The following is a 21,865-nucleotide window of genomic DNA, read 5'->3' as shown; positions in this document are numbered from 1 at the left end:
GTGTGACTCGCGGTCCGGTTCGGGGCAGGACTAGGGTGGAGCACGTGCGTAGAGCCAAGATCGTCTGCACCCTGGGTCCCGCGACCGACACCGCTGAACGCATCCTCGAGCTGGCCATCGCCGGCATGGATGTGGCTCGGCTCAACATGAGTCATGGCGAGCAGAGTGACCAGCTCAAGCGACTCACCCGCGTCCGCCAGGCGGCCGAGGCCACCGGCAAGGCGATCGCCGTGCTGGCCGACCTCCAGGGCCCGAAGATCCGGCTGGGCCGGTTCTCCGACGGACCGCACGAGCTCAACTTCGGCGACCGCTTCACGATCACCACCCGCGACGTGCCGGGCACGCGCGAGCTGTGCTCGACGACGTACTCGGGGCTCCCCGGCGACGTCTCCGCGGGCGACGAGATCCTCATCGACGACGGCAAGGTGCGCCTGCGCGCGGTCGAGGTGACCGACACCGACGTCGTCACCACGGTCGAGGTGCCCGGCGAGGTCAGCAACAACAAGGGCATCAACCTGCCCGGTGTCGACGTCAGCGTCCCGGCCATGAGCGAGAAGGACATCGACGACCTGCGCTGGGCCCTGCGCGCCGACGTCGACTTCATCGCCCTGTCCTTCGTGCGCAGCGCGGCCGACGCCGACGACGTCCGGGCGATCATGGACGAGGAGGGCGTGCACCGCCCGATCATCGCCAAGATCGAGAAGCCCCAGGCCGTCGCGAACCTCGACGAGATCGTCGACGCGTTCGACGGCTTCATGGTCGCCCGCGGCGACCTGGGCGTCGAGCTGCCGCTCGAGGACGTGCCGATCGTCCAGAAGCTCATCATCGAGAAGGCCCGCCGCAACGCCAAGCCGGTCATCGTCGCCACGCAGATGCTCGAGTCGATGATCTCGGCGCCGCGTCCCACCCGCGCCGAGGCCAGCGACGTCGCGAACGCGGTGCTCGACGGCGCCGACGCGGTGATGCTCTCGGGCGAGACCAGCGTGGGTCGCTTCCCGATCCAGACCGTGCGCATCATGGCGCGGATCATCGGCTCCACCGAGGACCACGGACTCCCGCGCATGGCGGCCTTCACGTGGCAGCCCAAGACCACGACCGGCATCATCTGCCGCGCCGCGTCGCAGGTGGCCGAGTCGGTCGAGGCCGAGCTCATGATCGCGTTCACCACGACGGGCGACTCCGCCCGCCGGATGGCGCGCTACCGCTCGTCGATCCCGGTGCTGGCCTTCACGCCGCACGTGCTGGTGCGCAACCAGCTCGCCCTCACGTGGGGCGTCGACACGTACCTGACGCCCGAGATCAGCCACACCGACCAGATCGCGCTGCAGGTCGACCGCGAGCTGCTCGGCCAGCAGCGCTGCGAGGAGGGTCGCCGCGTCGTCATCGTCGCCGGCGCCCCGCCCGGAATCCCCGGCTCGACCAACGCGCTGCGCGTCCACAAGATGGGCGACGCCATCAACCGCGTGGTCGCGGCGTACGACCCCGACGAGCCGCCGCCCACCATCGGCTGACCCGACCGATCCCGTGGCGTTCCGGCCCATATCCGGGCTCGAGCGTCACAAGACCGGGACCGGGGGAGGGCGTAAAGCAGAAGGATCGGTCCCCGAGGGGACCGATCCGCGGTGCCGAGAGCGGGACTCGAACCCGCACGCCCTTGCGGACAATGGTTTTTGAGACCATCGCGTCTACCATTCCGCCATCCCGGCGCACCGTCGTGCCCGATAACCTTAAGGGGTGACCGACGCCGACCGCTCGACCGCCCCTGTCCCTCGCGTGGTGATCGCCGAGGACGAAGCCCTCATCCGGATGGACCTCGCCGAGATGCTCGTCGAGCAGGGATACGAGGTGGTCGGAGAGGCCGCCGACGGCCAGGTCGCCGTCGATCTCGCCCGCGAGCACCAGCCCGACCTGGTGATGATGGACATCCAGATGCCCGGCGTCGACGGCATCACCGCCGCGTCCCAGATCGCGGCCGAGCGCATCGCCCCGGTCGTGATGCTCACCGCCTTCAGCCAGCGCGAGCTCGTCGAGCGTGCCCGCGAGGCCGGTGCGATGGCCTACCTGGTCAAGCCGTTCACCGCGTCCGACCTCGTGCCGGCGATCGAGATGGCCCGCAGCCGGTACGCGGAGCTGCGTGCGCTGGAGGCCGAGGTGGGCGACCTGCACGAGCAGCTCGCCACGCGCAAGGTGGTCGAGCAGGCCAAGGCGGTGCTGCAGGAGGCCCTCGGGATCAGCGAGCCCCAGGCCTTCCGCTGGATCCAGAAGACCGCCATGGACGTGCGCCTGTCGATGCGTCAGGTAGCCGAGGCCGTGATGGAGAACGGGCCGTCGTTGCAGGGCTGAGACAGCCTGTGTGACAACGGTTACAAGTTGGCTACGAAACGCCCCAATCACGCAGCATGCGGGTTTTCGAAACCTCCGAGGGCTAGGTTTCATGTCAATCGCGCCGGGCGAACCGTCCCGTGCTCGGATTGACTATCACGGAGGATTGATGAAGCGCTCCACCACGACGCTCCGTCTGGCCGCCCTGGCCAGCGCCAGCGCACTCGTCCTCGCCGCCTGCGGCGGCGGCGACGACAGCTCTGACGACAAAGACAAGGAAGTTGCGAAGGGCGACGGCGAGTTCGTCGTCGGCTCGCTGCTCCCGCAGACCGGCAGCCTCGCCTTCCTCGGCCCGCCGGAGTTCGCCGGTGTCGACCTCGCGGTCAAGGAGATCAACGCGGCCGGCGGTGTCCTGGGCAAGGACGCCCGCCACGTCAAGGGCGACTCGGGCGACACCGACTCGGGCATCGCTCCGACCGAGACCGACAAGCTCATCAAGGCCAAGTCCGACGTCATCGTCGGCGCCGCCTCGTCGGGTGTCTCGATGACCGTCATCGACAAGATCCTCGCCGCCGGCGTGGTTCAGTACTCGCCGGCCAACACGTCGACCGACTTCGACAACGGCAAGTACGGCAAGCCCGACCTCTACTTCCGCACCGCGCCGTCCGACATCCTGCAGGGTGCCGTCCTGGCGAACCTGCTGGTGCAGGAGGGCAAGCAGAACGTCGCGATCCTGGCCCGCCAGGACTCGTACGGCGAGACGCTGGCCGCCGAGGTCAAGAAGGGTCTCGAGGCCGCCGGCTCCAAGGTCGCCGTCACGTCGTTCTACGGCGAGAAGGCTCCTTCGTACGACGCGCAGATCGACGAGGTCGCGGCCGCCAAGCCCGACGCCGTCCTGCTGATCGCCTTCGACGAGACGAAGAAGATCATCCCGCAGCTCGTCGGCAAGGGTGTCGGCCCGCAGGACGTCGCGACGTACTTCGTCGACGGCAACGTGGCCGACTACTCCAAGGAGTCGTTCGCTCCGCAGCTCAAGGGCGTCAAGGGCACGGTCCCCGGCGCCGACGCGGGCGACGAGTTCAAGAAGCGCCTGCTCGAGATCAACCCGAAGCTGACGGACTACTCCTACGCGGCGGAGTCCTACGACGCGGTCGTCACGTCGGCCCTCGCGGCCATCGCGGCGGACAACGAGTCGGGCGAGGCCATCGCGGCCGAGCTGGTCGAGATCACCAAGGGCGGCGAGAAGTGCACGACGTTCCAGCAGTGCGCCGACTTGCTCGCCGAGGACAAGGACATCGACTACGACGGTGTCTCCGGTCCGATCGAGTTCGGTGAGACGGGCAGCCCCACGTCCGCCTCGATCGGCATCTACGAGTACGACGCCAAGGGCACCTACAAGGGCGTCGACTACATCGCGGGCGACATCTGAGTCGATGACTCAGCGTCCACGTGACGCGTAGGGGAAGGGCCCGGGGCACATGCCCCGGGCCCTTCCTCCGTTCCCGGAGGCTCGCCCCGGGAACGACGAACGCCCCGCCTCCTCACGGAGGCGGGGCGTCGCGGTGTTCGGGGTCAGCTGGCCTCGCGGCCCAGCGTGCCGAGGTAGAGCTCGATGACCTTGGGGTCGTTGGACAGGTCGCGTCCGCTGCCGCTGTAGGCCGTGGTGCCCTGGTCGAGCACGTAGCCGCGGTCGCAGATCTGCAGGCAGCGGCGTGCGTTCTGCTCGACCATGATGATCGAGACGCCGGCCTGGTTGATCTTGCGCGTCTGCACGAAGACCTCGTCCTGCATGACGGGGGAGAGGCCGGCGGACGGCTCGTCGAGCAGCAGCACCGACGGGTCCATCATGAGCGCGCGGCCCATCGCGACCATCTGGCGCTCGCCGCCGGACAGCGACCCGGCCCGCTGCTTGGCGCGCTGGCCGAGCGTCGGGAACAGATCGGTCACGAACGCGAAGCGGTCCTTGAACTTCGACGGGGCCTGGTAGCAGCCCATCTCGAGGTTCTCCTCGATCGTCAGGCTCGGGAAGACGTTGTTCGTCTGGGGGACGAAGCCGATCCCCTGGCTGACCAGGATGTCGGCGCGCTTGTTCGTGATGTCCTCGCCCTTCAGCGTGACCTCACCCGAGTGCACCTTGACCAGGCCGAACAGCGCCTTGAGCAGGGTCGACTTGCCGGCGCCGTTCGGGCCGATGATGCCGACCAGCTCGCCGGGCTGGCAGTACAGGTCGGCGCCGTTCAGGATGTTGACGCCCGGCAGGTAGCCCGCGATGAGGTTGTCGGCACGGACGACGGCGCCGTCGGCGCCGAGCCGGTGCTTCTCGCGCTCGGACTCGGGGGTCTGCGGGGTGGGGATGGCGTCGCTCATGCTTCGTTCTCCTCGGCGTTGATCTCGGCCTCGACCTGGGCGGCCAGGGCCTCCTCGTCCATCTCGCTGAGGTCGGCGTCGTGGTGCGCACCCAGGTAGGCGTCGATGACGCGCTGGTCGGCCATGACGGCCTCGGGGGTGCCCTCGGCGACGATCTGGCCCTGCGCCATGACGATGACCCAGTCGGAGATGTCGCGCACCATGTCCATGTCGTGCTCGACGAACAGCACGGTGCGGCCCTCGTCGCGCAGCGACTTCACGTGGCCCAGCAGCGACTGCTTGAGGGCGGGGTTCACGCCGGCCATGGGCTCGTCGAGCATGATCAGCTCGGGGTCGACCATGAGGGCGCGGGCCATCTCGAGCAGCTTGCGCTGGCCGCCGGACAGCGATCCGGCGAAGTCGCCGCGCTTCTTGTCGAGCTTGAACCGCGCCAGGAGGTCGTCGGCGCGGGACGTGATCTCGTCCTCCTGCGCTCGCCAGAACGCCTTGAAGATCGAGGGGAAGAACTTCTCGCCGCGCTGTCCGGTGGCACCGAGCCGCATGTTCTCGATGACCGTGAGCTTGGACAGCACCTTGGTCAGCTGGAACGTGCGCACCATGCCCAGGCGCGCCACCTTGTAGGCGGGGACCTTGGCCAGCGACTGGTCGTTGAAGGCCCACGAGCCGCTGTCGGGGACGTCGAAGCCCGTGAGCAGGTTGAACAGCGTCGTCTTGCCGGCGCCGTTCGGCCCGATCAGCGCGGTGATGACACCGCGCTGGATCTCGATGTGCTGCACGTCGACGGCCTTGAGTCCGCCGAACGTGCGGGTGATGTCGTCACCGACGACGATCGGGTCGGGCTTGCGCACTCCCGGATCGTTCGGCAGTGCGGCGAGCGCCTCGCGGGCGCTGGTGATGTCAACGGGCATCGAGCGCGATCTCCTTCCGGTCGCCGAAGATCCCCTGGGGTCGGTAGATCATCAGCAGCATGAGGCCGAGGCCCATGAGGATGTAACGGATGAGGCTGGCCTGCGTGTCGGTCATGACCGAGGCGGGGATCAACGGATCGATGCCGCTCGTGGCCTGGCTGAAGAACGCGCCGAGGCCACTGATGAGGAACCAGAAGATCATCGAGCCGACGACGGGACCCAGGACGCGGGCCGCGCCGCCGATCAACAACGCCGTGTAGGCGAAGAAGGTGAGGTTGGTGCTGTAGTCCGACGGGACGACCGAGGCCTGCTTGAGGGCGAAGAAGATGCCGCCCAGGCCGCCGATCACGCCACCAAGCATGAGCGCCTGCATCTTGTAGAGGAAGACGTTCTTGCCCAGGGAGCGGACGGCGTCCTCGTCCTCACGGATCGAGCGCAGGACGCGACCCCACGGGCTGCGCATGAGCGCCCACGTGAGGAGGCAGCACAACGCGACGACGACCCAGCCGACCGTCATCGCCCAGAGGTCGTTGCGACTCCAGGAGGCGAAGCCGACGTCGATGCCCTTGCTGTACGGGTTGAGGCTGTTCCACGTCTCGGTGAAGCCGTTGAGGCCGTTCGAGCCGCCGAAGACGGCCTTGGTCTCGACGGCGCCGAAGACCAGGCGCAGGATCTCGGCTGCGGCGATCGTGACGATCGCCAGGTAGTCGGCGCGGAGCCGCAGCGTGGGCACGCCGAGGATCAGGGCCAGCACGGCCGAGGCGACCAGGCCCACCAGGATGCCGACGGGCAGGGGCAGGTCGAGCCTGACCATGGCCACGGCCAGACCGAAGGCGCCGACGGCCATGAACCCGGCCTGACCGAAGTTCAGCAGGCCCGTGTAGCCGAAGTGGATGTTGAGGCCGATCGCGGCGAGCGCGAACACGATGGCCTGGGGGCCGAAGGCGTTGGAGAACGCCGCGTCGATGATGCTTCCGAAGTCCATGGGTCAGCCGATCCTCTCCGCGCGGCCCAAGATGCCCTGCGGCCTGATGAGCAGGATGAGGATGAGCACGACGAGCGCACCCACCTCCTTGATGGAGCCGGGCACGCCCAGCAGGGGGCCGACCTCGGTGATCACACCGATGATGAGCGAGCCGAGCACGGCGCCCCAGACGGTGCCCAGACCGCCCAGGATCGTGGCGGCGAAGACCATCAGCAGCAGCTGGTAGCCCATCATGAAGTTGACCTGGCTGTTGAGGCCGAGCAGGACGCCGGCCAGCGCCGAGAGCGCGGCGCCCATCGTCCACACGGACGAGATGACGCCGTCGACGCGCATGCCCGACGAGGCCGAGAGGGCCGGGTTGTCAGAGACAGCGCGCATCGCCTTGCCCAGGCGCGTGCGGGTCATGATCGTGGCGACGATGCCGATCGTGACGATCGCGATCACCATGATCGCGACCTCCTTGTCCGACAGGTCGAACAGTCCGTAGTCACGGGCCCGCTGCGACGTGTAGTCGGTGTAGGAGCGCGTGGAGGCGCCGAAGAAGAACTGGTACAGGTTGCGCAGCAGCAGCCCCAGGCCGATCGACACGATCATCATCGCGATGATGCCGGTGCCGCGGGAGCGCAGTGGTCGCCACAGCACCCGGTCCTGGCCCCAGCCGAACAGGCCACCGATGCCGATCGTCAGGATGCCGGCGAGGATGACCGGCAGCCCGAGTGTCGAGTTGAGGAAGTAGGCGGTGATCGCGCCGAAGGTGATCAGCTCGCCGTGCGAGAAGTTCGTCAGGCCGGTGGTGCCGAAGATGAGCGACAGGCCCATGGCGGCCAGCGCGATGATCAGGCCGTACTTCAGGCCCGAGACCACACTGTCGACGAAGCGCTCGACGAACGGGGTGGCCTCGACGACCTTGCCGTTCAGCGGGAACGCGACGTTCTGACCCGAGGTCAGGTTGACCGAGACGTCGAGGGTCTTCTTGCCGGTGAGCTTGACCCCGTCGGGGAGGGTCGACTCGTCGATGGAGACCGAGTACTTGCCCTTGCCGGGGATCGCCACGGCGGCGACGCCCGCGTCGTTGGTGACGGCCCGTCCGATCTCGGTGTCGGAGTCGTCCGACACGGTGACGGTGACGCCCGGGACCGGGGGCGGGTTGTTGCCCGCCTTGCCCTCCTGCTGGTCGAGCAGGCGGACCCGGATGGCGGGTCCTGTCACGGGAGCATCGGAGGCCGGCGCCGAGGCACTGGGTCCGGGGGAGGGGGACGTGGTCTCGGCCGAGGCGGGGGTCGCGAGAAACACGAGCCCGGCCATCATCACCGAGAACAGCGCCGCTGTTCGCAGTCGCACACATTCTCCTGTCGCAGTCTGCGCACCGGTCGGGCACGCCAGAGTCGATCTCGAAGAGCATAGCCATCAGAACGCTGCGCTGCCGGGCTCTCGGGCGCCCCGTTGGTAACAGTTCGGTTTCGATTCGACGGCCGGACCGGCCATTCCCCGCACGCATCCGGGGGCGTAGGCTGTCGCCCGTCCCGTTCCCCCGTCCGGAGGTGCCACGTCCGATGGCCTTGCGCCAGCCTGTCGAGATCCGCGACGTCGAGCCTGACGACGCGTCGTCCCTCATCGAGCTGTGGACGGCGTGTGCGGAGGCGGTCCAGGACGAGGGGTCGGAGGCCTACACGCAGCAGACGCTGTGGCGCTGCCCCAGTGAGGCCGAGGCCCGCGAGGCCCTCGCGTTCAACGCCCGCGAGCATCGCCGCCGGGTCTTCGTCGCCCTGGTCGGCGACGAGCTCGTGGGGTGCGCGGCGGCCGACCTGGCCACGTTGAACCCGATCACGATGTGCAAGGTCATGATCGTGTCCGACCTGCAGGTCAAGCCCACCCACCGGCGCCGCTCGATCGCCTCCGGCCTGCTGGCCGTCGTGGCGGCACACGCCGAGGAGCAGGACTGCGAGCTGGTGCTGTCCAACTCGGCCGCGCACGCGCGCGAGCCCAACCGCTACCTGACCAAGCTCGGCTTCAACCAGATCGCCGTCCTGCGCGCGATCCCGGTGGGCAAGCTGAACGCGCGGCTCGCGGCCAAGTCGTCGGGCTCGCGCGAGACCGGCCGCCTGCTGGCGGTCCGGCGGTCGCTGCGCCGCCGCGCGGCCGTCCGCGGCTGAGCCTGTCGGACCGGCCCATTAGGGTCGTGGCGTGGACCGACTCCTGCTGATCGACGGCCATTCCGTGGCCTATCGCGCCTTCTTCGCACTCCCGGTCGAGAACTTCGCGACCTCCACCGGCCAGAGCACGAACGCCGTCTTCGGCTTCACGTCGATGCTGATCAACGTGCTGCGCGACGAGGCCCCCACGCACGTGTGCGTCGCGTTCGACCTCTCGCGCCAGTCGTTCCGCACCGAGGAGTACGCCGAGTACAAGGCCAACCGCTCCAAGTCGCCCGAGGAGTTCTCCGGCCAGGTCGCCCTGGTCAAGGAGGTGCTCGACGCGATGGACATCCGTCACGTCGACAAGGCCGGGTACGAGGCCGACGACATCATCGCGACGCTCACGACGCGCGCCGAGGCCGCCGGCATGGAGGTCCTGGTCTGCTCGGGCGACCGCGACGCGATCCAGCTCGTCACCGACCAGGTCACGCTGCTGTACCCGCGCAAGGGCGTCTCCGACCTGGCCCGGATGACCCCGACGGCGGTGCAGGAGAAGTACGGCGTGCTGCCCGACTTCTACCCCGACATCGCCGCGCTCGTGGGCGAGACCAGCGACAACCTGCCCGGCGTGCCCGGGGTGGGTCCCAAGACCGCGGCGAAGTGGATCAACGGCTACGGCAGCCTCGACGCCCTCATCGGCCACGTCGAGGAGGTCCCGGGCAAGGCCGGCCAGTCGCTGCGCGACCACCTCGACTCGGTCATGCGCAACCGCCGCCTCAACGCCCTCGTGCGCGACCTCGACCTGCCGCTCGGCCCCGCCGACCTCGCGCTCGACACCGCGTTCGACCGCGAGAAGGTCCACACGGTCTTCGACTCCCTCGAGTTCACGGCCCTGCGCGAGCGGCTCTTCACCACGTTCCCCGGCACCGCCGACGAGGTCGAGCCCGAGGCCGGGTTCGACCTGTCCGGCCGGGTGCTGGCGTCCGGCGAGGTCGCCGGCTGGCTCGAGCAGCACGCCACCTCCGACGTGGGCCTGCACGTGCAGGGCTCCTGGGGTCGAGGTGGCGGCGACGTCGTCGCGCTCGCCCTGGCCACGCCCGACGAGGCGGCGTGGATTGACGTCGCCGACGTGTCCCCGGAGGACGACGCGGCCGTCGGCGCCTGGCTGGCCGACCCCGCGCGCGGCAAGGTCCTGCACGACGCGAAGGGACCGATGCTGGCGCTCGCCGAGCGCGGCTGGGGACTGCGCGGCCTGGTCGCCGACACCGCCCTGTCGGCCTACCTCGTGCGGCCCGACCAGCGGTCGTACGACCTGGCCGACCTCTCGGTGCGCTACCTCAAGCGCGAGCTGCGTGACGACGCCGCCGACAGCGGCCAGCTGTCCCTCGACACCGACGACGACGCCGAGGCGGCGATGCTGCGGGCCCGGGCCACGCTCGACCTGTCGCTCGCGCTCGCCACCGAGGTGGACCAGTCCGGCGGCACCACGCTGCTGGCCGAGGTCGAGCTGCCGCTGGTGTCCACCCTCGCCCGGATGGAGCAGGCCGGCATCGCCGTCGACGACGAGGCGCTGCTGACGCTCGAGTCCGAGTTCGCCTCGCGGGCCCAGGAGGCCGCCGACGCGGCCTACGCCTCGATCGGCGGCAAGGAGATCAACCTGGGGTCGCCCAAGCAGCTGCAGGTCGTGCTGTTCGACGACCTGGGCATGCCCAAGACCAAGCGCACCAAGACCGGCTACACGACCGACGCCGACTCGCTCCAGCAGCTGTACACGAAGACGGGCCACCCCTTCCTCGAGCACCTGCTCGCGCATCGCGACGTCACCAAGCTGCGCCAGACGGTCGAGACGCTGCGCCGCTCCATCTCCGACGACGGCCGCATCCACACCACGTACGCGCAGACGATCGCCGCGACGGGACGACTGAGCTCGAACGACCCCAATCTGCAGAACATCCCGATCCGCACGGCGTCGGGTCGTCGCATCCGCGAGGCGTTCGTGGTGGGCGAGGGCTACGACACGCTGCTCACCGCCGACTACAGCCAGATCGAGATGCGGATCATGGCCGACCTCTCCGAGGACGCCGACCTGATCGAGGCGTTCAACTCCGGCGAGGACTTCCACACCGTCATGGCCGCGAAGGTCTTCGAGCGCGATCCCGAGGACATCGGCACCGAGCTGCGCGCGCGGATCAAGGCGATGAACTACGGCCTCGCGTACGGCCTGTCGGCCTACGGCCTCAGCCAGCAGCTCTCGATCTCGACCGGTGAGGCCCAGGGCCTCATGGACGACTACTTCCAGCGGTTCGGCGGCGTGCGCGACTACCTGCGCAGCCTGGTCGACGAGGCCCGACAGACCGGCTTCACCGAGACGATCATGGGCCGGCGCCGCTACCTGCCCGACCTGCAGAGCGACAACCGCCAGCGCCGCGAGATGGCCGAGCGCATGGCGCTGAACGCGCCGATCCAGGGATCGGCGGCCGACATCATCAAGGTCGCGATGCTCAACGTCGAGCGCGCGATCGACGAGGCGGGCCTGTCGTCACGGATGCTGCTGCAGGTGCACGACGAGCTCGTGCTCGAGACCACCGACGCCGAGCTGGAGCAGCTGACGGCGCTGGTGCGTCGGGAGATGGCGGCCGCGGCCGACCTGTCAGTCCCGCTGGACGTGTCGGTCGGCGTCGGTCGCACCTGGCACGACGCCGGTCACTGAGCCGTCCCGGGCCGATCCGGGCCGCAGCAGCGGCCACACCAGCAGCAGGGCGGCGGCGACAGCGCCGGTCGCCGCCATCGTGACGACCAGGCCCACGATGCCGATCGACCAGAACCAGGCGATCGCGAACACGACGGCCGAGGCGATCCACAGCAGCACGGCGACCCCGGGGGAGCGGCGGGCCAGGGCGTCGAAGACGAGCAGGTAGACGATGGCCAGGAACGTGCCCGACAGCGCGAACAGCCACAGGTCGTCGGCCACCTCGCGGTACTGGTCGCCGCCGACCAGGATCAGCGCCAGCCGGGGCAGCAGGGCGCTGCCCGCCACCACCGCGAGGCCGAGCAGGGCGACCAACCCGGCGGCGCGGAGCCGGGTGCGGTGCGAGGAGTCGCGCGCGAGGCTGGGGAAGAAGACGACGCTCACGAACTGCGGCAGGAACATCGTCGACTTGGTCAGGATCAGCCCCGACGCGTACAGACCGCTGTCGTGCGCCGAGAACCCGCCGCGCGCCAGCAGCGCGTCGACGTTGCTGAACGCGAAGTAGGCCAGCAGGGTCGAGGCCGACGCCACCGTCTCGAACACGAGGGGACGGCGGCTGTGCACGTCGCCCTCGCCCGTGGCCTTGAGCAGCCCGGACCCGAGGATCACCGGCAGCCAGGCGCCGATCGCCAGACCGAGCATCGCGTTGGTCGCGGTCGGCTCGATCGCCACACCCGCGACGCCGCCGAGCAGGCGGCCGAAGCCGTTGCCGATGTACAGCGCGGCCAGCTTGCCCCATCGGCCGGTGCCCTGCGCGACGCCCAGCTGCGCGCCGGCGAGGGTCAGCGGCACGAGCATCGCGCCGCACCAGACGACCGCCCAGAGGGAGTCGAACGAGAACGCCGGCGTCAGCGCGGGGCTGGACAGGGCGACGGCCAGCCCGACGACCAGGGACACGGCCAGCGCGACCCGCGACGCCGTGTGGACGATCTCGGTGGTCTGGCCCGGGTGCACCGAGATCCGCCGGGCGATCGAGGCCTGCAGGGCCAGCGCCACGACGTTCGCGATGAGGATCAGGCTCAACAGTGCGGTCAGGGCGCCGAACTCGGCCGGGACGAGCAGGCGGGCGGCCACGAGGTTGAACCCGTACGTGGCCACGTTCATGACCATCATGGCGATCGCGACGATGGACCCGCTGGAGACGGCGGCTCGGGTGGAACGGTTCACGGTGCCTCCCCGTGGGCTGCGTCGGCGAATCGGAGGACCTGAGGCATCATCCAGGCCCAGACCAGCGGCGCGGACTCGCTGGTGAAGTGGAGCCCGTCCTCGTAGAGGGGGTCGTCGCCCAGCAGTGGCTGGTAGGTCCCTCCGGGACACAACGTGGCGAACGAGTCGATGATCGGCACGTCCTTCTCGGCGGCCCAGTCCGCCACCACGGCGTTGACGGCACGGACCCGCCGGACGTCGCTGACCTGCTGTGCCTCGGGGTTGTCGTAGGGGATGTGGTGGCAGGCCAGGGTGGACACGGCGATGGATCGTGCGTCGCGCGACTTCGCGGCCACCTCGTCCAGGGCTCCACGGATGAACTCGTCGTGCCGCGACGTCCCGAACGTCGCGACCTCGTCGTCGCGCACGAGGTCCGAGACGAAGGTCTGGGGGATGAAGAACAGCAGAACGTCGGGTCGGTTCGCCTCGACGGCGTCCGGCCAGGTGCGTCGCCAGTCCGTGCAGCTGCGGGTCGGCTCGGTCGGCTCCCCGTCGACGACCTTCTGCAGCTCGAAGGGATCGCAGCCGAAGTGGGTGGACTCGCTCAGGGACAGCTGACGGAACTCGCGCGTGGCGACGTTGCGATACAGGCTGAACGGGATCGAGTTGCCCAGGAGCATCGCCGACCGGCGAGCCTCGGCCGTGTACGGCGTGGGCGTGAGGTCCAGCGGTCGCTGGTTGGACGAGGCGGGCGGTGCGGCCACGTCGTCGTGGAGGGGCTGGGAGTGCGCGACCACGACGGCACCGGCCACGACCAGCGGCGCGGCGACCACCGTGACGGCCCGCGACACGCCGCGCAGGGAGCCGCCGAAGATGGGACGGCGACCCCGGATCGGCGCCTCGACGTAGCGGTACGTGAGCCACGCGAGCAGCACCGAGAGACCGACCCGGACGAGGTCGAGCGCGAGGCCGTCCAGGGGCGTCGTGTCCGGTCGCAGGAACACGATGATCGGCCAGTGCCAGAGGTACAGCGGGTAGCTGATCAGCCCGAGGAAGCGGGGCACCGGGCTGCCGAGGACCTTCGTGAAGGTGCCGGGGCGGCCGCCGGCGGCGCCGAGGATCGCCACCAGGGCGCTGACGCACACGACCACGAGGCCGCCGGTGAACACGACGCCGGAGTCCGAGCTCAGCAGGGCCATCGCGGCCACGACGCTCAGCAGGCCGGCCCAGGCGAGGGCGTCGCGCGCGTGCGACGCGGGCCGCTCGGCGAACGCGGAGCGGCCCAGCAGCAGCGCCGCGCACACGCCGATGAGCAGCTCGAACCCGCGGGTGAAGGTGCTGTAGTAGAGGTCGGTGATCTCGGCGCCGTTCACGTACCCGGACGCCATCGTGCCGGCCGACGCGACGGCCAGCAGGGCGAAGACCGCCGCCTGGCGGCGCCGCGTGCGCACCACGACGGCGACGGCGATCAGCAGCAACGGGAAGACCAGGTAGAACTGCTCCTCGATCGACAGCGACCAGGTGTGGCGCACCGGCGAGGGGAGGGCGAGCTCCTCGAAGTACTGCTCGTCGCCCAGCATGAACCGCCAGTTCGAGACGTAGAACAGCGACGAGACGATGTCCCATGCCACCGCCGACCGGCGGCCGGGAACGGTCCAGATCCAGGACGCCACCGCCACGGCGAGCAGGACGGTCAGCAGCGACGGCAGCAGCCGCCGCATCCGCGCGCCCCAGAACCGCACCAGGCTGATCCGGCCCCAGCGGTCCTGCTCGGTGATGAGCAGTTGGGTGATCAGGAAGCCCGAGAGGACGAAGAACAGGTCGACGCCGAGCCAGCCGCCGGGCAGCAGGTTCTCGTCGAGGTGGAACACCAGGACGCCGAGGATCGCGACCGCTCGGAGCCCGTCAAGGGCGGGGCGGTACGGCAGCCGCGCGCGCGGCGAGGGGGACGGAGTCGACATCGAGGCAGGTGGCGCCGGGCGCCGCCGTGGTCAGCGACCGTCGTCGAGGAGACGGCGTCGGGCCCCGCCGTCCGAGTAGTAGTCGTCCTCCTGCAGCGTGCTCTGCGGCTGCTGGGCCTGCTGGGCCGACGAGTCGCCGTGGCCGGAGCGGCCGATGGCGCGCTCGACCTGGTGGCTGAACCCGAACAGCGCGGCGCCGACGCCGGCGATGCCGAGGGCCGCGACGATCGACGCGATGCTGCGGTAGAGGTACTGGGTGTTGATCGTCCCGCAGACGGCCTCCTGGAAGTCGTCCGTCGGCGGCTGCAGCGCCGAGCCGCACTCGAAAATGGCTCCGGAGCTGGTCTGGATGTCCGTGATGGGCGTCAGCAGCAGGTAGATGCCGTAGGCCAAGAAGGGGATGGCGGCGAGGATCGCGACCTTCGTCCCCAGGTTGGGCATGGGGCGAGTACGCACATCGGAGTCGTCGAGCATGTGACGCATACTACTATGACGAGCGCCGTGCTTACGCACGGGTAACCAAGAGTTAAGGCAGGGATCTGTGCGACGAGGGATCGTCCTGGCGGGGGGTCTGGGCACCCGGCTGCGACCCGCGGTCGGCGACCTGCCGAAGCCCCTCGTCGACGTCGGGGGAGAGCCCCTGGTCGCCCATCAGATCCGCCGGCTCGTGGCTGCCGGTGTGCCCGATATCGTGCTCGCCGTGGGCTTCGGGGCCGACCGGGTCGAGCGCGAGCTGGGCGACGGCTCGCGCTGGGGAGCCCGACTGACCTACAGCCGCGAGACCGAGCCCCTCGGCACGGGCGGGGCGCTCGCGCTCGCCGCCCGGTCGGGCGTCGGCCGCTCCGACACCGTGGTGGTCGTCAACGGCGACCTGCTCTCGCGCCACGACCTCGTCGCGCACGTCGACGCCTTCGAGCGGTCGGGGGCCGACCTGTCGCTCCACGTCCGTGAGGTCGAGGACGCCCGGGCCTACGGCGTGGTCAGCGTCGACGCCGCGGATCGCGTCACCGGATTCCACGAGAAGCCGATCGATCCCGCCCCGGGTCTGGTGAACGCCGGCACCTACGTCGTGCGCGGCTCGGTGCTGCTGGCGCTGCCGGGCACGGTCCCGCTCTCGCTCGAGGTCGACGTCTTCCCGGGACTGGCCGCGGACGCGGACGTGCGTGCCCATCGCGACGACGCGCCCTTCCTCGACGTCGGCACCCCCGCCGCGCTCGAGCAGGCCCGGCAGGCGTGGGTGTGACGACAGCCACCGAGCGCCGCCCCCGGATCACGTCGCTGGACGGCATCCGGGGCGGCTTCATGCTCCTGTTCATGCTCTACCACCTCGGCGTGCCGGGGCTGCCCGGAGCCTGGACCGGCCTGAGCCTGTTCTTCGTCCTGTCCGCCTTCCTGATCACGCGGCTGCTGCTGAAGGAGCGCCGACGGTTCGGCCGCGTCGACGTGGCCGGCTTCTACCGCCGCCGGGCGCGCCGCCTGATGCCGGCGCTCGTGCTGCTGCTGCTCGTCCTCGGGGCCTGGGGGCTGTTCTTCGCGGACGAGTTCGCGCGCCGCCAGCTGCGCGGCGACATCCTGGCCACCCTCGGGTTCGTCATGAACTGGCGACTGGTGCTCGAGTCCGACCAGTACTTCTCGACCTTCGGCTCGCCGTCCCTGCTGCGGCACGCGTGGACGCTGTCGGTCGAGGAGCAGTTCTACCTGTGCGTGCCGCTGCTGCTGGCGATCCTGGCGCTGATGAGCCGCCGGCTCGGCCTCGCGGTGCTGGTCGTCGCGGCCGTCGGCTCGGCGTGGTGGACGGCGCAGGTCGGCCTGGGCGACGCCTCGGCCGTCGCCCACTCCTACTACGGCACCGACACCCGCGCCCAGTCCCTCCTGGTCGGCATGATCGTGGCCTTCGTCGACGACGGCTGGCGCGAGCGCACGCCCGCGTGGCTGAGTCGCGTGGGCACGCCGCTGGCGTGGGTCACGCTGGCCGGCGCGCTGGCGTTCGTGCTCCTGGTCGATCCGATGCAGCCGTTCATGTTCCTGCAGGGAGGCCTGCTGGCCCAGGCCGTCGTGGTGGGTCTGCTGATCCTGGCACTGTCCCGCGGGGTCGCCGGCTCGGCCGGCCGGGTGCTCGGCTGGGCACCGCTGGCCTACCTCGGCGTCCACAGCTACGGCCTCTACCTGTTCCACTGGCCGATCACGGTGTGGTTCGACGAGGCGTTCCCCGACCGCTCCGTGTGGATCGCCGTCCCCGTCGTGCTCACGCTGTCGGTGGGTGCCGCCGCCGCCAGCTACCGGTGGATCGAGGAGCCGGTCATGCGACACGGAGTCCGCGGCCTGTTCCCGCGCCTGCGCCGACCGGGCCGGGTCGCGCTCGCCGCACCCGTCGCCGTCGTCGCGGTCGCCGTCGCCGTCGGCCAGGTGGGCGCCACGGCGTCCCAGGTCGGCGGCCGCTCGGTCGACGTGCCGCCGCTCGTCGCGGGCAGCCCGGCGTACGAGCCCAGCGAGAAGCCGACCCGGATCGCCCTCTACGGCGACTCCGTGGCCGAGAACCTCGTCACCTACTTCCCGACCGCGGACTACCCCGACCTGCTGGTCAGCGGGCTCGCCGTGCCCGGCTGCGACCTCGTCGACCTCGAGCCGGCGTGGAACGAGGAGCTCGGCGGTGCGCCCGACGCGGAGTGCCGGCGCAGCTGGACCAACCTGGGGGAGCGGCTGAGGGACGTCGACGCCGACACGGTCGTGCTCGTGCTGGGCACGCTGCTGTCGATCCCGCACTACGCGCCCGACGGCGAGGTCTGGTGGCTCGACGACCGGCCGTACCGCGACGTCGTCGAGAAGGCGCTCGACGACCTCGTGTCGCAGGCGCAGGACGCCGGGGTCACGGCCCAGGTCGCCACCGTGCCGTGCCGCATCGACGGCCGGCGCGGGCAGTCGCCGGCGCTGCGCACCTACTTCGAGCAGAACCCGGAGGTGGCCGAGGCGACGTCCGACCCCCAGGTCGTGAACCGCTGGATCCGCGCGTGGGCGCGCGACCGCGACGTCGAGGTCCTCGACCTGTACGAGGTGCTCGAGTGCTCCGAGGGTTTCCGCCCCGAGGTGAACGGCGTCAACCTGTACGGCGACCAGCTGCACTTCTCGGACGAGGGCGCCGCGATGGTCTGGACGTGGCTCGCGCCGCGGATCCGCGACCACGCCGGCCGGGAGCCGGGCGAGTGAGGCTCGAAGAGCAGCTCGCACCCACCCAGGGCTCCCGCAGCAGCGCGCTCGACGGCGCTCGCGGCTACGCCGTGCTGGTGCTGCTGGCCTATCACTTCGGGGTCGAGGCGTTGCAGGGCGCGTGGGTCGGACTCAACCTGTTCTTCGTCTTCTCCGGCTACGTCATCGTCATGATCCTGCTGAAGGAGCACGCCCGCTTCGGCCGGGTGAGCGTCCTGGACTTCTACAGGCGCCGCGCCCGGCGACTGCTCCCCGCGCTCACGCTGCTGATCCTGGCGGTCGGCACGTGGGCCGTCGTGGCGGCGGACCACGCCACCCGCCGGCCGATGAAGGACGACATCCTGGCCACGGTCGGGTTCGTCATGAACTGGCGGCTGGTCTCCCAGGCCGACCAGTACTTCGCCGAGTTCGGCAATCCCTCGTTCTTCCGGCACGTGTGGACCCTGTCGGTCGAGGAGCAGTTCTACATCGTCGCTCCGATCGCCGCCGTGCTGCTGGTTCGGATGGTCGGCTCGCGGGCCCTGCGGGTGGGCATCATCCTGGCGGTCGCGGTGGCCTCGGCGGTGTGGACGGCCCAGATCGGCCTGGCCACCGCGGAGGCGCAGGCGCACGCCTACTACGGCACCGACACGCGCATCCAGGCGCTGCTCGCGGGCATGGCGATGGCGTTCGCCGTGGGGCCCGACCGGGAAGGACGCCGACCTCGCCAGATGAGCCCGCGAACCGCCGGCCTGCTGGCGTGGACCGCCACGCTCGTCACCACCGCCGGGTTCTTCCTCGTGCCGCCGATGGCGCCGCTGATGTTCGAGCGCGGCGGCATGCTGGCCCTGTCGCTGCTCACGGCGCTCGGCATCGCCGGCATCGTGCAGGTCGGCCCGGGCCCCTACCGCCGCATCTTCACCTGGGGTCCGCTGGTGTACCTCGGCATCCTGACGTACGGCCTGTACCTGTGGCACTGGCCCGTGAAGCTGTGGCTGGACCGGTACGCGGCCGACCTGCCGGTGGTCGCCGAGCTGCTCGTCGGATCGGTGGTGACCCTGGCGGTCGCCGCGCTCAGCTTCCACCTGGTCGAGGTGCCGGTGATGCGCGGCGGGCTGGGCCGCCTCACCGGCAGCCTCCGCAAGGGACGCGTCCTGGCGGTGGCGGCGACCGCCGTCGTCCTGGTCCTGGCGTTCAGGGTCGGCGCGGTGCCGACCGTCCAGGAGGACCTCGCCGCCGGCCGGATCCCCGAGCTCACGCCCGAGACCGCGCCGTACGAGCCGGGATCGGCCCCCCTGCGGGTGGCGATCTACGGCGACTCCGTCCCGTACTACCTGTCCGACGGCTTCCCGGCCGACCGCTACCCCGACCTCGAGCTGACGAACCTCGCCGTCGAGGGATGCGGGCTGCTGCCGCTGACGACCTACTGGTCGCCCGGCTATCGCGAGCCCGTGAAGCCGGAGTGCCGCGCCAGCCGCGAGGAGATGACCGAGCGGTTGCGCGACGCCCGCGCGGACGTCCTCGTGCTCATGGTCGGCACCGACCTGGGCACCCTGCACGAGCGTGACGACGGAACCCTCATCGGGCCCGACGACCCCGAGCTGGGCTCACTGGTCGACGAGCAGCTCGACGACCTGCGCGCCGCCGCCGAGGCCGCCGGGGTGCGCCAGGTGCAGGTGGCGACGCTGCCCTGCCGCGAGGTCTCGGTCGAGCGGCTGCCGTCGCCGCCCTTCGACCGCGACTGGATGCGCGAACACACCGAGGTCACGCGCAACCTCGCCGAGCCGGACCGCGCCAACCGCTGGCTCACCGAGTGGGCGAAGGGGACGGACACGCCCGTGCTCGACCTCAACGGGGCCCTCGGGTGCGACGATGGCTTCCGCAGGCAGATCAACGGCATCACCCTCTTCCGCGACGCACTCCACTTCTCGGACGAGGCCGCCCCGATGCTCTGGACCTGGCTCGCTCCGGCGGTCCGTGACGCGTGGGACGAACTCGCGTGACCGGCTCCGCGAGCGCACACCGACCGATAGGCTGATCGCCGCACGAAAGGCACTCATGGACACCTCTGCATTCTTCGACCGAGCCCCTACTCTCTTCCCCGGGGATCCCCAGGACACCGATCCGATCGATCCGTACTGGGACCAGGTCAAGGCCGACGTCACCGGCTTCACCTCCTCCAACGAGCTGGCGATGCTCAACCTCGCCGCCGAGATCATGCCCGCGGACGAGGCCTACCTCGAGGTCGGCACGTTCAAGGGCCGCTCCATGTGCGGCACGGTGCGCGACAACTCCGACAAGGTCTTCTACGCGATGGAGAACTTCCTGGAGTTCGGCATGGCCGGCCAGGAGGCGCGCGCCGAGCTCATGGACAACCTCGCGAAGTACGGCAAGGGCGCCGACGTGCGGCTCCTCGAGGGCGACTGCTTCGCCCTGATGGCCCAGAAGGGCATCATCGACCGCCCCGTCGGCGTCTACTTCTACGACGGCGAGCACACCCTGCTGGCGCACTACCTCGCGCTCGCGGTCGTCGAGCCGCTGCTGGCCGACGAGGCCCTCGTCCTGGTCGACGACGCCACGTGGCCCGTCGTCCAGCGCGCCCACCGGCTCTTCCTCGAGCGCCACCCGGGGTGGACGATCGACGCGACGTGGGACGCGAAGTCCGACGACGACCCGCGCTGGGCCAACGGTCTGCACGCGCTGACCTTCCGCCGCACCGGCCCGACGGTGCTCAAGGGCCGCGACGAGTGGCTGCGCCGCTACCAGGTGCACCTGCAGAACCGGTTGAACCGCGTCGCCTGGAAGGCCGCCACGAAGTTCCCCGGCGTCATGAAGTTCGGCGCCCGCATCATCATGGGCCGGTCGCGCGCGATCGAGCAGAAGCAGGACTGACGCAGGTCAGGAACGACCCAGGTTCCGGGAGCGGGCCAGCGCCGCCGCCACGATGACGGCGGCGCCGGCCGCGCACACCGCGACGAGCTCGTAGGGGCTGTCGTGGAACCACAGCACGATGGCCGCGCTCTGCAGCGCCAGCACGGCCCAGGTGAAGCGACCCAGCCAGGCGCTGTCCAGGCCCATCTCGGCGAACAGCGACACCTGCACCAGGGCCCACAGCACGCCGAGGGCGACGCAGGCGATCGCGAGCGGTCCGAACTCGGCGTACTCGGCTCCACCGGCCAGCCGGATCCAGAACGACGGCGCGACCGCAATGACGGCGACGCCCGCCAGGCCGAGCGCGAGGATCAGCCCCAGGGACCGGCGGAACGACCGGCCCGCCCCGGCCCCCTGCATCCGCGGGACCAGCAGCAGGGCGACGAACTGCGTGCCCCAGCCCATCGCCCGCCCGAACGTCGCGGCGAGCGCGTACCCCCCGGAGTCGTGGTCGTCCAGGTAGGCGCGCGCCAGGGTCACGTCGACGTTCGTCAGCGCGATGAACGCGCCCAGCGACATGGTGGCCCGCACGAGCTCGGTGCCGAGGCGCCGGTCGTCGTCGAGCGTGAGGTCGGCCCGGCACAGGGCAGCCCCCAGGACCGCGACGAGCGCCGCCACCACCAGCAGCAGGGCGAACACCTGCGCCACGGTCAGTCCCAGGGACGCACCGCCCGCACCGGCGGCCAGGCGGCCGGCCGCGGTGGCGACGTACACCGCCGAGAGCGCACCCAGCCGGCCCCGGCCGAGCAGGATGCCCTGGAAGGCGCCGGTGAGCGTCATCGGCACGAGCGTGAGGCCCAGCCAGACCACCGACCACGTCGTCTCGAGGCGGAACGCGTGCGCCAGGAGGGGAGCGGCGACGATCGTGGCCACGGCCAGGGCGACGCCGACGACCAGGGCCGTCCGCAGGCCGCGCGAGTGCGGCGGCGCACCCGCGACGTGCCGCGCGACGATGACCTGCAGCGCCCCGGCCGGGACCGACAGGACGATGCCGTAGGCCGAGAGCGCGGAGAAGCCGCCGAAGTCGCCCGGACCGAGCGCGCGCGACAGGATCAGGACGAAGACGTAGCTCAGGACGTTGGCCACGGCCATCGTGATGCCGAGTGCCGCTCCGGAGCCCGGGCGTGCGCGTGACGGGCGAGACGGACGGGGCATGGCGCCCTCAGCGTATCGGCTTC

Annotated in this window: 17 protein-coding genes and 1 tRNA gene; 9 read left to right on the top strand and 9 right to left on the bottom strand. The window is 70.5% G+C overall.

Translation table 11 applies throughout. The features are described from left to right. Nucleotides 1-44: 44 nt before the first annotated feature. The gene (gene pyk, locus AFL01nite_RS13475) at nucleotides 45-1,511 is read left to right on the top strand and encodes a pyruvate kinase (RefSeq protein WP_146828220.1); all 1,467 of its coding nucleotides are present in this window, start codon (nucleotides 45-47) and stop codon (nucleotides 1,509-1,511) included. Nucleotides 1,512-1,623: 112 nt separating this feature from the next. Here pyk and AFL01nite_RS13470 read toward each other — a convergent pair. Continuing rightward, nucleotides 1,624-1,706: transfer RNA gene (locus AFL01nite_RS13470), tRNA-Leu, on the bottom strand. 28 nt (nucleotides 1,707-1,734) lie between these two features. Here AFL01nite_RS13470 and AFL01nite_RS13465 point away from each other — a divergent pair. Together AFL01nite_RS13465 and AFL01nite_RS13460 are read left to right on the top strand one after the other, a co-directional pair. Next, nucleotides 1,735-2,343: an ANTAR domain-containing response regulator gene (locus AFL01nite_RS13465; protein WP_281285741.1), complete on the top strand. Its 609-nt coding sequence runs from the start codon at nucleotides 1,735-1,737 to the stop codon at nucleotides 2,341-2,343. 148 nt (nucleotides 2,344-2,491) lie between these two features. After that, nucleotides 2,492-3,751, top strand: coding sequence for an ABC transporter substrate-binding protein (locus tag AFL01nite_RS13460; protein WP_146828218.1), 1,260 nt, complete (start codon nucleotides 2,492-2,494; stop codon nucleotides 3,749-3,751). A 143-nt stretch (nucleotides 3,752-3,894) separates the two neighbouring features. Here the strand turns inward: AFL01nite_RS13460 and AFL01nite_RS13455 are convergent, their stop codons facing one another. Genes AFL01nite_RS13455 through AFL01nite_RS13440 form a run of 4 tightly spaced genes read right to left on the bottom strand, consistent with a single transcriptional unit; the run spans nucleotide 3,895 to nucleotide 7,791 of the window. Beyond that, nucleotides 3,895-4,689, bottom strand: coding sequence for an ABC transporter ATP-binding protein (locus AFL01nite_RS13455; protein WP_146828216.1), 795 nt, complete (start codon nucleotides 4,687-4,689; stop codon nucleotides 3,895-3,897). After that, nucleotides 4,686-5,597 carry an ABC transporter ATP-binding protein gene (locus AFL01nite_RS13450; RefSeq protein WP_146828214.1) on the bottom strand — a complete coding sequence of 304 codons (912 nt, stop codon included), beginning with the start codon at nucleotides 5,595-5,597 and terminating at the stop codon, nucleotides 4,686-4,688. The genes AFL01nite_RS13455 and AFL01nite_RS13450 overlap by 4 nt, the downstream gene beginning before the upstream one ends. Then, nucleotides 5,587-6,582 (bottom strand): branched-chain amino acid ABC transporter permease, encoded by a 996-nt coding sequence (locus tag AFL01nite_RS13445; protein ID WP_146828212.1) that lies wholly within the window; start codon nucleotides 6,580-6,582, stop codon nucleotides 5,587-5,589. Before AFL01nite_RS13445 ends, AFL01nite_RS13450 begins: the two co-directional genes overlap by 11 nt. Nucleotides 6,583-6,585: 3 nt before the next feature. Beyond that, entirely contained in the window at nucleotides 6,586-7,791 is a 1,206-nt protein-coding gene (locus AFL01nite_RS13440) for a branched-chain amino acid ABC transporter permease (RefSeq protein WP_186813956.1), read from the bottom strand. Between the two features lie 344 nt (nucleotides 7,792-8,135). On the opposite strand from AFL01nite_RS13440, the gene AFL01nite_RS13435 reads away from it, so the two are divergent. Both AFL01nite_RS13435 and polA read left to right on the top strand, forming a co-directional pair. Next, nucleotides 8,136-8,735, top strand: coding sequence for a GNAT family N-acetyltransferase (locus tag AFL01nite_RS13435; RefSeq protein ID WP_146828208.1), 600 nt, complete (start codon nucleotides 8,136-8,138; stop codon nucleotides 8,733-8,735). A gap of 31 nt (nucleotides 8,736-8,766) precedes the next feature. Then, a complete protein-coding gene (polA, locus tag AFL01nite_RS13430; protein WP_146828207.1) occupies nucleotides 8,767-11,427 on the top strand; it encodes a DNA polymerase I in 2,661 nt (886 codons plus the stop codon). On the opposite strand, the gene AFL01nite_RS13425 is transcribed toward polA, so the two are convergent. Genes AFL01nite_RS13425 through AFL01nite_RS13415 form a run of 3 tightly spaced genes read right to left on the bottom strand, consistent with a single transcriptional unit; the run spans nucleotide 11,368 to nucleotide 15,014 of the window. Further along, nucleotides 11,368-12,633, bottom strand: a complete 1,266-nt coding sequence (locus AFL01nite_RS13425; protein WP_146828205.1) for a lipopolysaccharide biosynthesis protein — start codon at nucleotides 12,631-12,633, stop codon at nucleotides 11,368-11,370. The genes polA and AFL01nite_RS13425 overlap by 60 nt on opposite strands. Then, on the bottom strand, nucleotides 12,630-14,573 hold the full coding sequence (locus tag AFL01nite_RS13420) for an SGNH/GDSL hydrolase family protein (protein ID WP_146828203.1): 1,944 nt from the start codon (nucleotides 14,571-14,573) through the stop codon (nucleotides 12,630-12,632). Before AFL01nite_RS13420 ends, AFL01nite_RS13425 begins: the two co-directional genes overlap by 4 nt. Nucleotides 14,574-14,603: 30 nt before the next feature. Further along, nucleotides 14,604-15,014 (bottom strand): hypothetical protein, encoded by a 411-nt coding sequence (locus tag AFL01nite_RS13415; protein ID WP_146828202.1) that lies wholly within the window; start codon nucleotides 15,012-15,014, stop codon nucleotides 14,604-14,606. A gap of 100 nt (nucleotides 15,015-15,114) precedes the next feature. Between AFL01nite_RS13415 and AFL01nite_RS13410 the strand changes: the two genes are divergently transcribed. From AFL01nite_RS13410 to AFL01nite_RS13395, 4 genes are read left to right on the top strand one after another with little or no spacing between them, the layout of a single operon-like run. Beyond that, a complete protein-coding gene (locus tag AFL01nite_RS13410; RefSeq protein ID WP_146828201.1) occupies nucleotides 15,115-15,816 on the top strand; it encodes a nucleotidyltransferase family protein in 702 nt (233 codons plus the stop codon). Further along, nucleotides 15,813-17,777: an acyltransferase family protein gene (locus AFL01nite_RS13405; RefSeq protein ID WP_146828200.1), complete on the top strand. Its 1,965-nt coding sequence runs from the start codon at nucleotides 15,813-15,815 to the stop codon at nucleotides 17,775-17,777. Before AFL01nite_RS13410 ends, AFL01nite_RS13405 begins: the two co-directional genes overlap by 4 nt. Then, nucleotides 17,774-19,759: an acyltransferase family protein gene (locus tag AFL01nite_RS13400; protein ID WP_186813955.1), complete on the top strand. Its 1,986-nt coding sequence runs from the start codon at nucleotides 17,774-17,776 to the stop codon at nucleotides 19,757-19,759. Before AFL01nite_RS13405 ends, AFL01nite_RS13400 begins: the two co-directional genes overlap by 4 nt. Before the next feature lie 55 nt (nucleotides 19,760-19,814). After that, a complete protein-coding gene (locus tag AFL01nite_RS13395; RefSeq protein ID WP_146828198.1) occupies nucleotides 19,815-20,648 on the top strand; it encodes a class I SAM-dependent methyltransferase in 834 nt (277 codons plus the stop codon). A gap of 6 nt (nucleotides 20,649-20,654) precedes the next feature. Here AFL01nite_RS13395 and AFL01nite_RS13390 read toward each other — a convergent pair whose 3' ends face one another. After that, a complete protein-coding gene (locus AFL01nite_RS13390; protein WP_146828197.1) occupies nucleotides 20,655-21,842 on the bottom strand; it encodes a lipopolysaccharide biosynthesis protein in 1,188 nt (395 codons plus the stop codon). Between the last annotated feature and the right edge of the window lie 23 nt (nucleotides 21,843-21,865).

Origin of the sequence: Aeromicrobium flavum, from assembly GCF_007992115.1 — a bacterium.
GTDB classification, from domain to species: domain Bacteria; phylum Actinomycetota; class Actinomycetes; order Propionibacteriales; family Nocardioidaceae; genus Aeromicrobium; species Aeromicrobium flavum.
The sequence above is the reverse complement of the archived record's forward strand: the minus strand, read 5'-3'. Positions and strand labels throughout refer to the sequence as shown.

What these genes read in the sequence shown, in the direction of transcription:
- AFL01nite_RS13445 (WP_146828212.1), bottom strand. Translation starts at nt 6,582, where the DNA reads ATGGACTTCGGAAGCATCATCGACGCGGCGTTCTCCAACGCCTTCGGC.
- AFL01nite_RS13395 (WP_146828198.1), top strand. Translation starts at nt 19,815, where the DNA reads ATGGACACCTCTGCATTCTTCGACCGAGCCCCTACTCTCTTCCCCGGG.
- AFL01nite_RS13450 (WP_146828214.1), bottom strand. Translation starts at nt 5,597, where the DNA reads ATGCCCGTTGACATCACCAGCGCCCGCGAGGCGCTCGCCGCACTGCCG.
- AFL01nite_RS13455 (WP_146828216.1), bottom strand. Translation starts at nt 4,689, where the DNA reads ATGAGCGACGCCATCCCCACCCCGCAGACCCCCGAGTCCGAGCGCGAG.
- AFL01nite_RS13415 (WP_146828202.1), bottom strand. Translation starts at nt 15,014, where the DNA reads ATGCCCAACCTGGGGACGAAGGTCGCGATCCTCGCCGCCATCCCCTTC.
- AFL01nite_RS13460 (WP_146828218.1), top strand. Translation starts at nt 2,492, where the DNA reads ATGAAGCGCTCCACCACGACGCTCCGTCTGGCCGCCCTGGCCAGCGCC.
- AFL01nite_RS13420 (WP_146828203.1), bottom strand. Translation starts at nt 14,573, where the DNA reads ATGTCGACTCCGTCCCCCTCGCCGCGCGCGCGGCTGCCGTACCGCCCC.
- AFL01nite_RS13390 (WP_146828197.1), bottom strand. Translation starts at nt 21,842, where the DNA reads ATGCCCCGTCCGTCTCGCCCGTCACGCGCACGCCCGGGCTCCGGAGCG.
- AFL01nite_RS13435 (WP_146828208.1), top strand. Translation starts at nt 8,136, where the DNA reads ATGGCCTTGCGCCAGCCTGTCGAGATCCGCGACGTCGAGCCTGACGAC.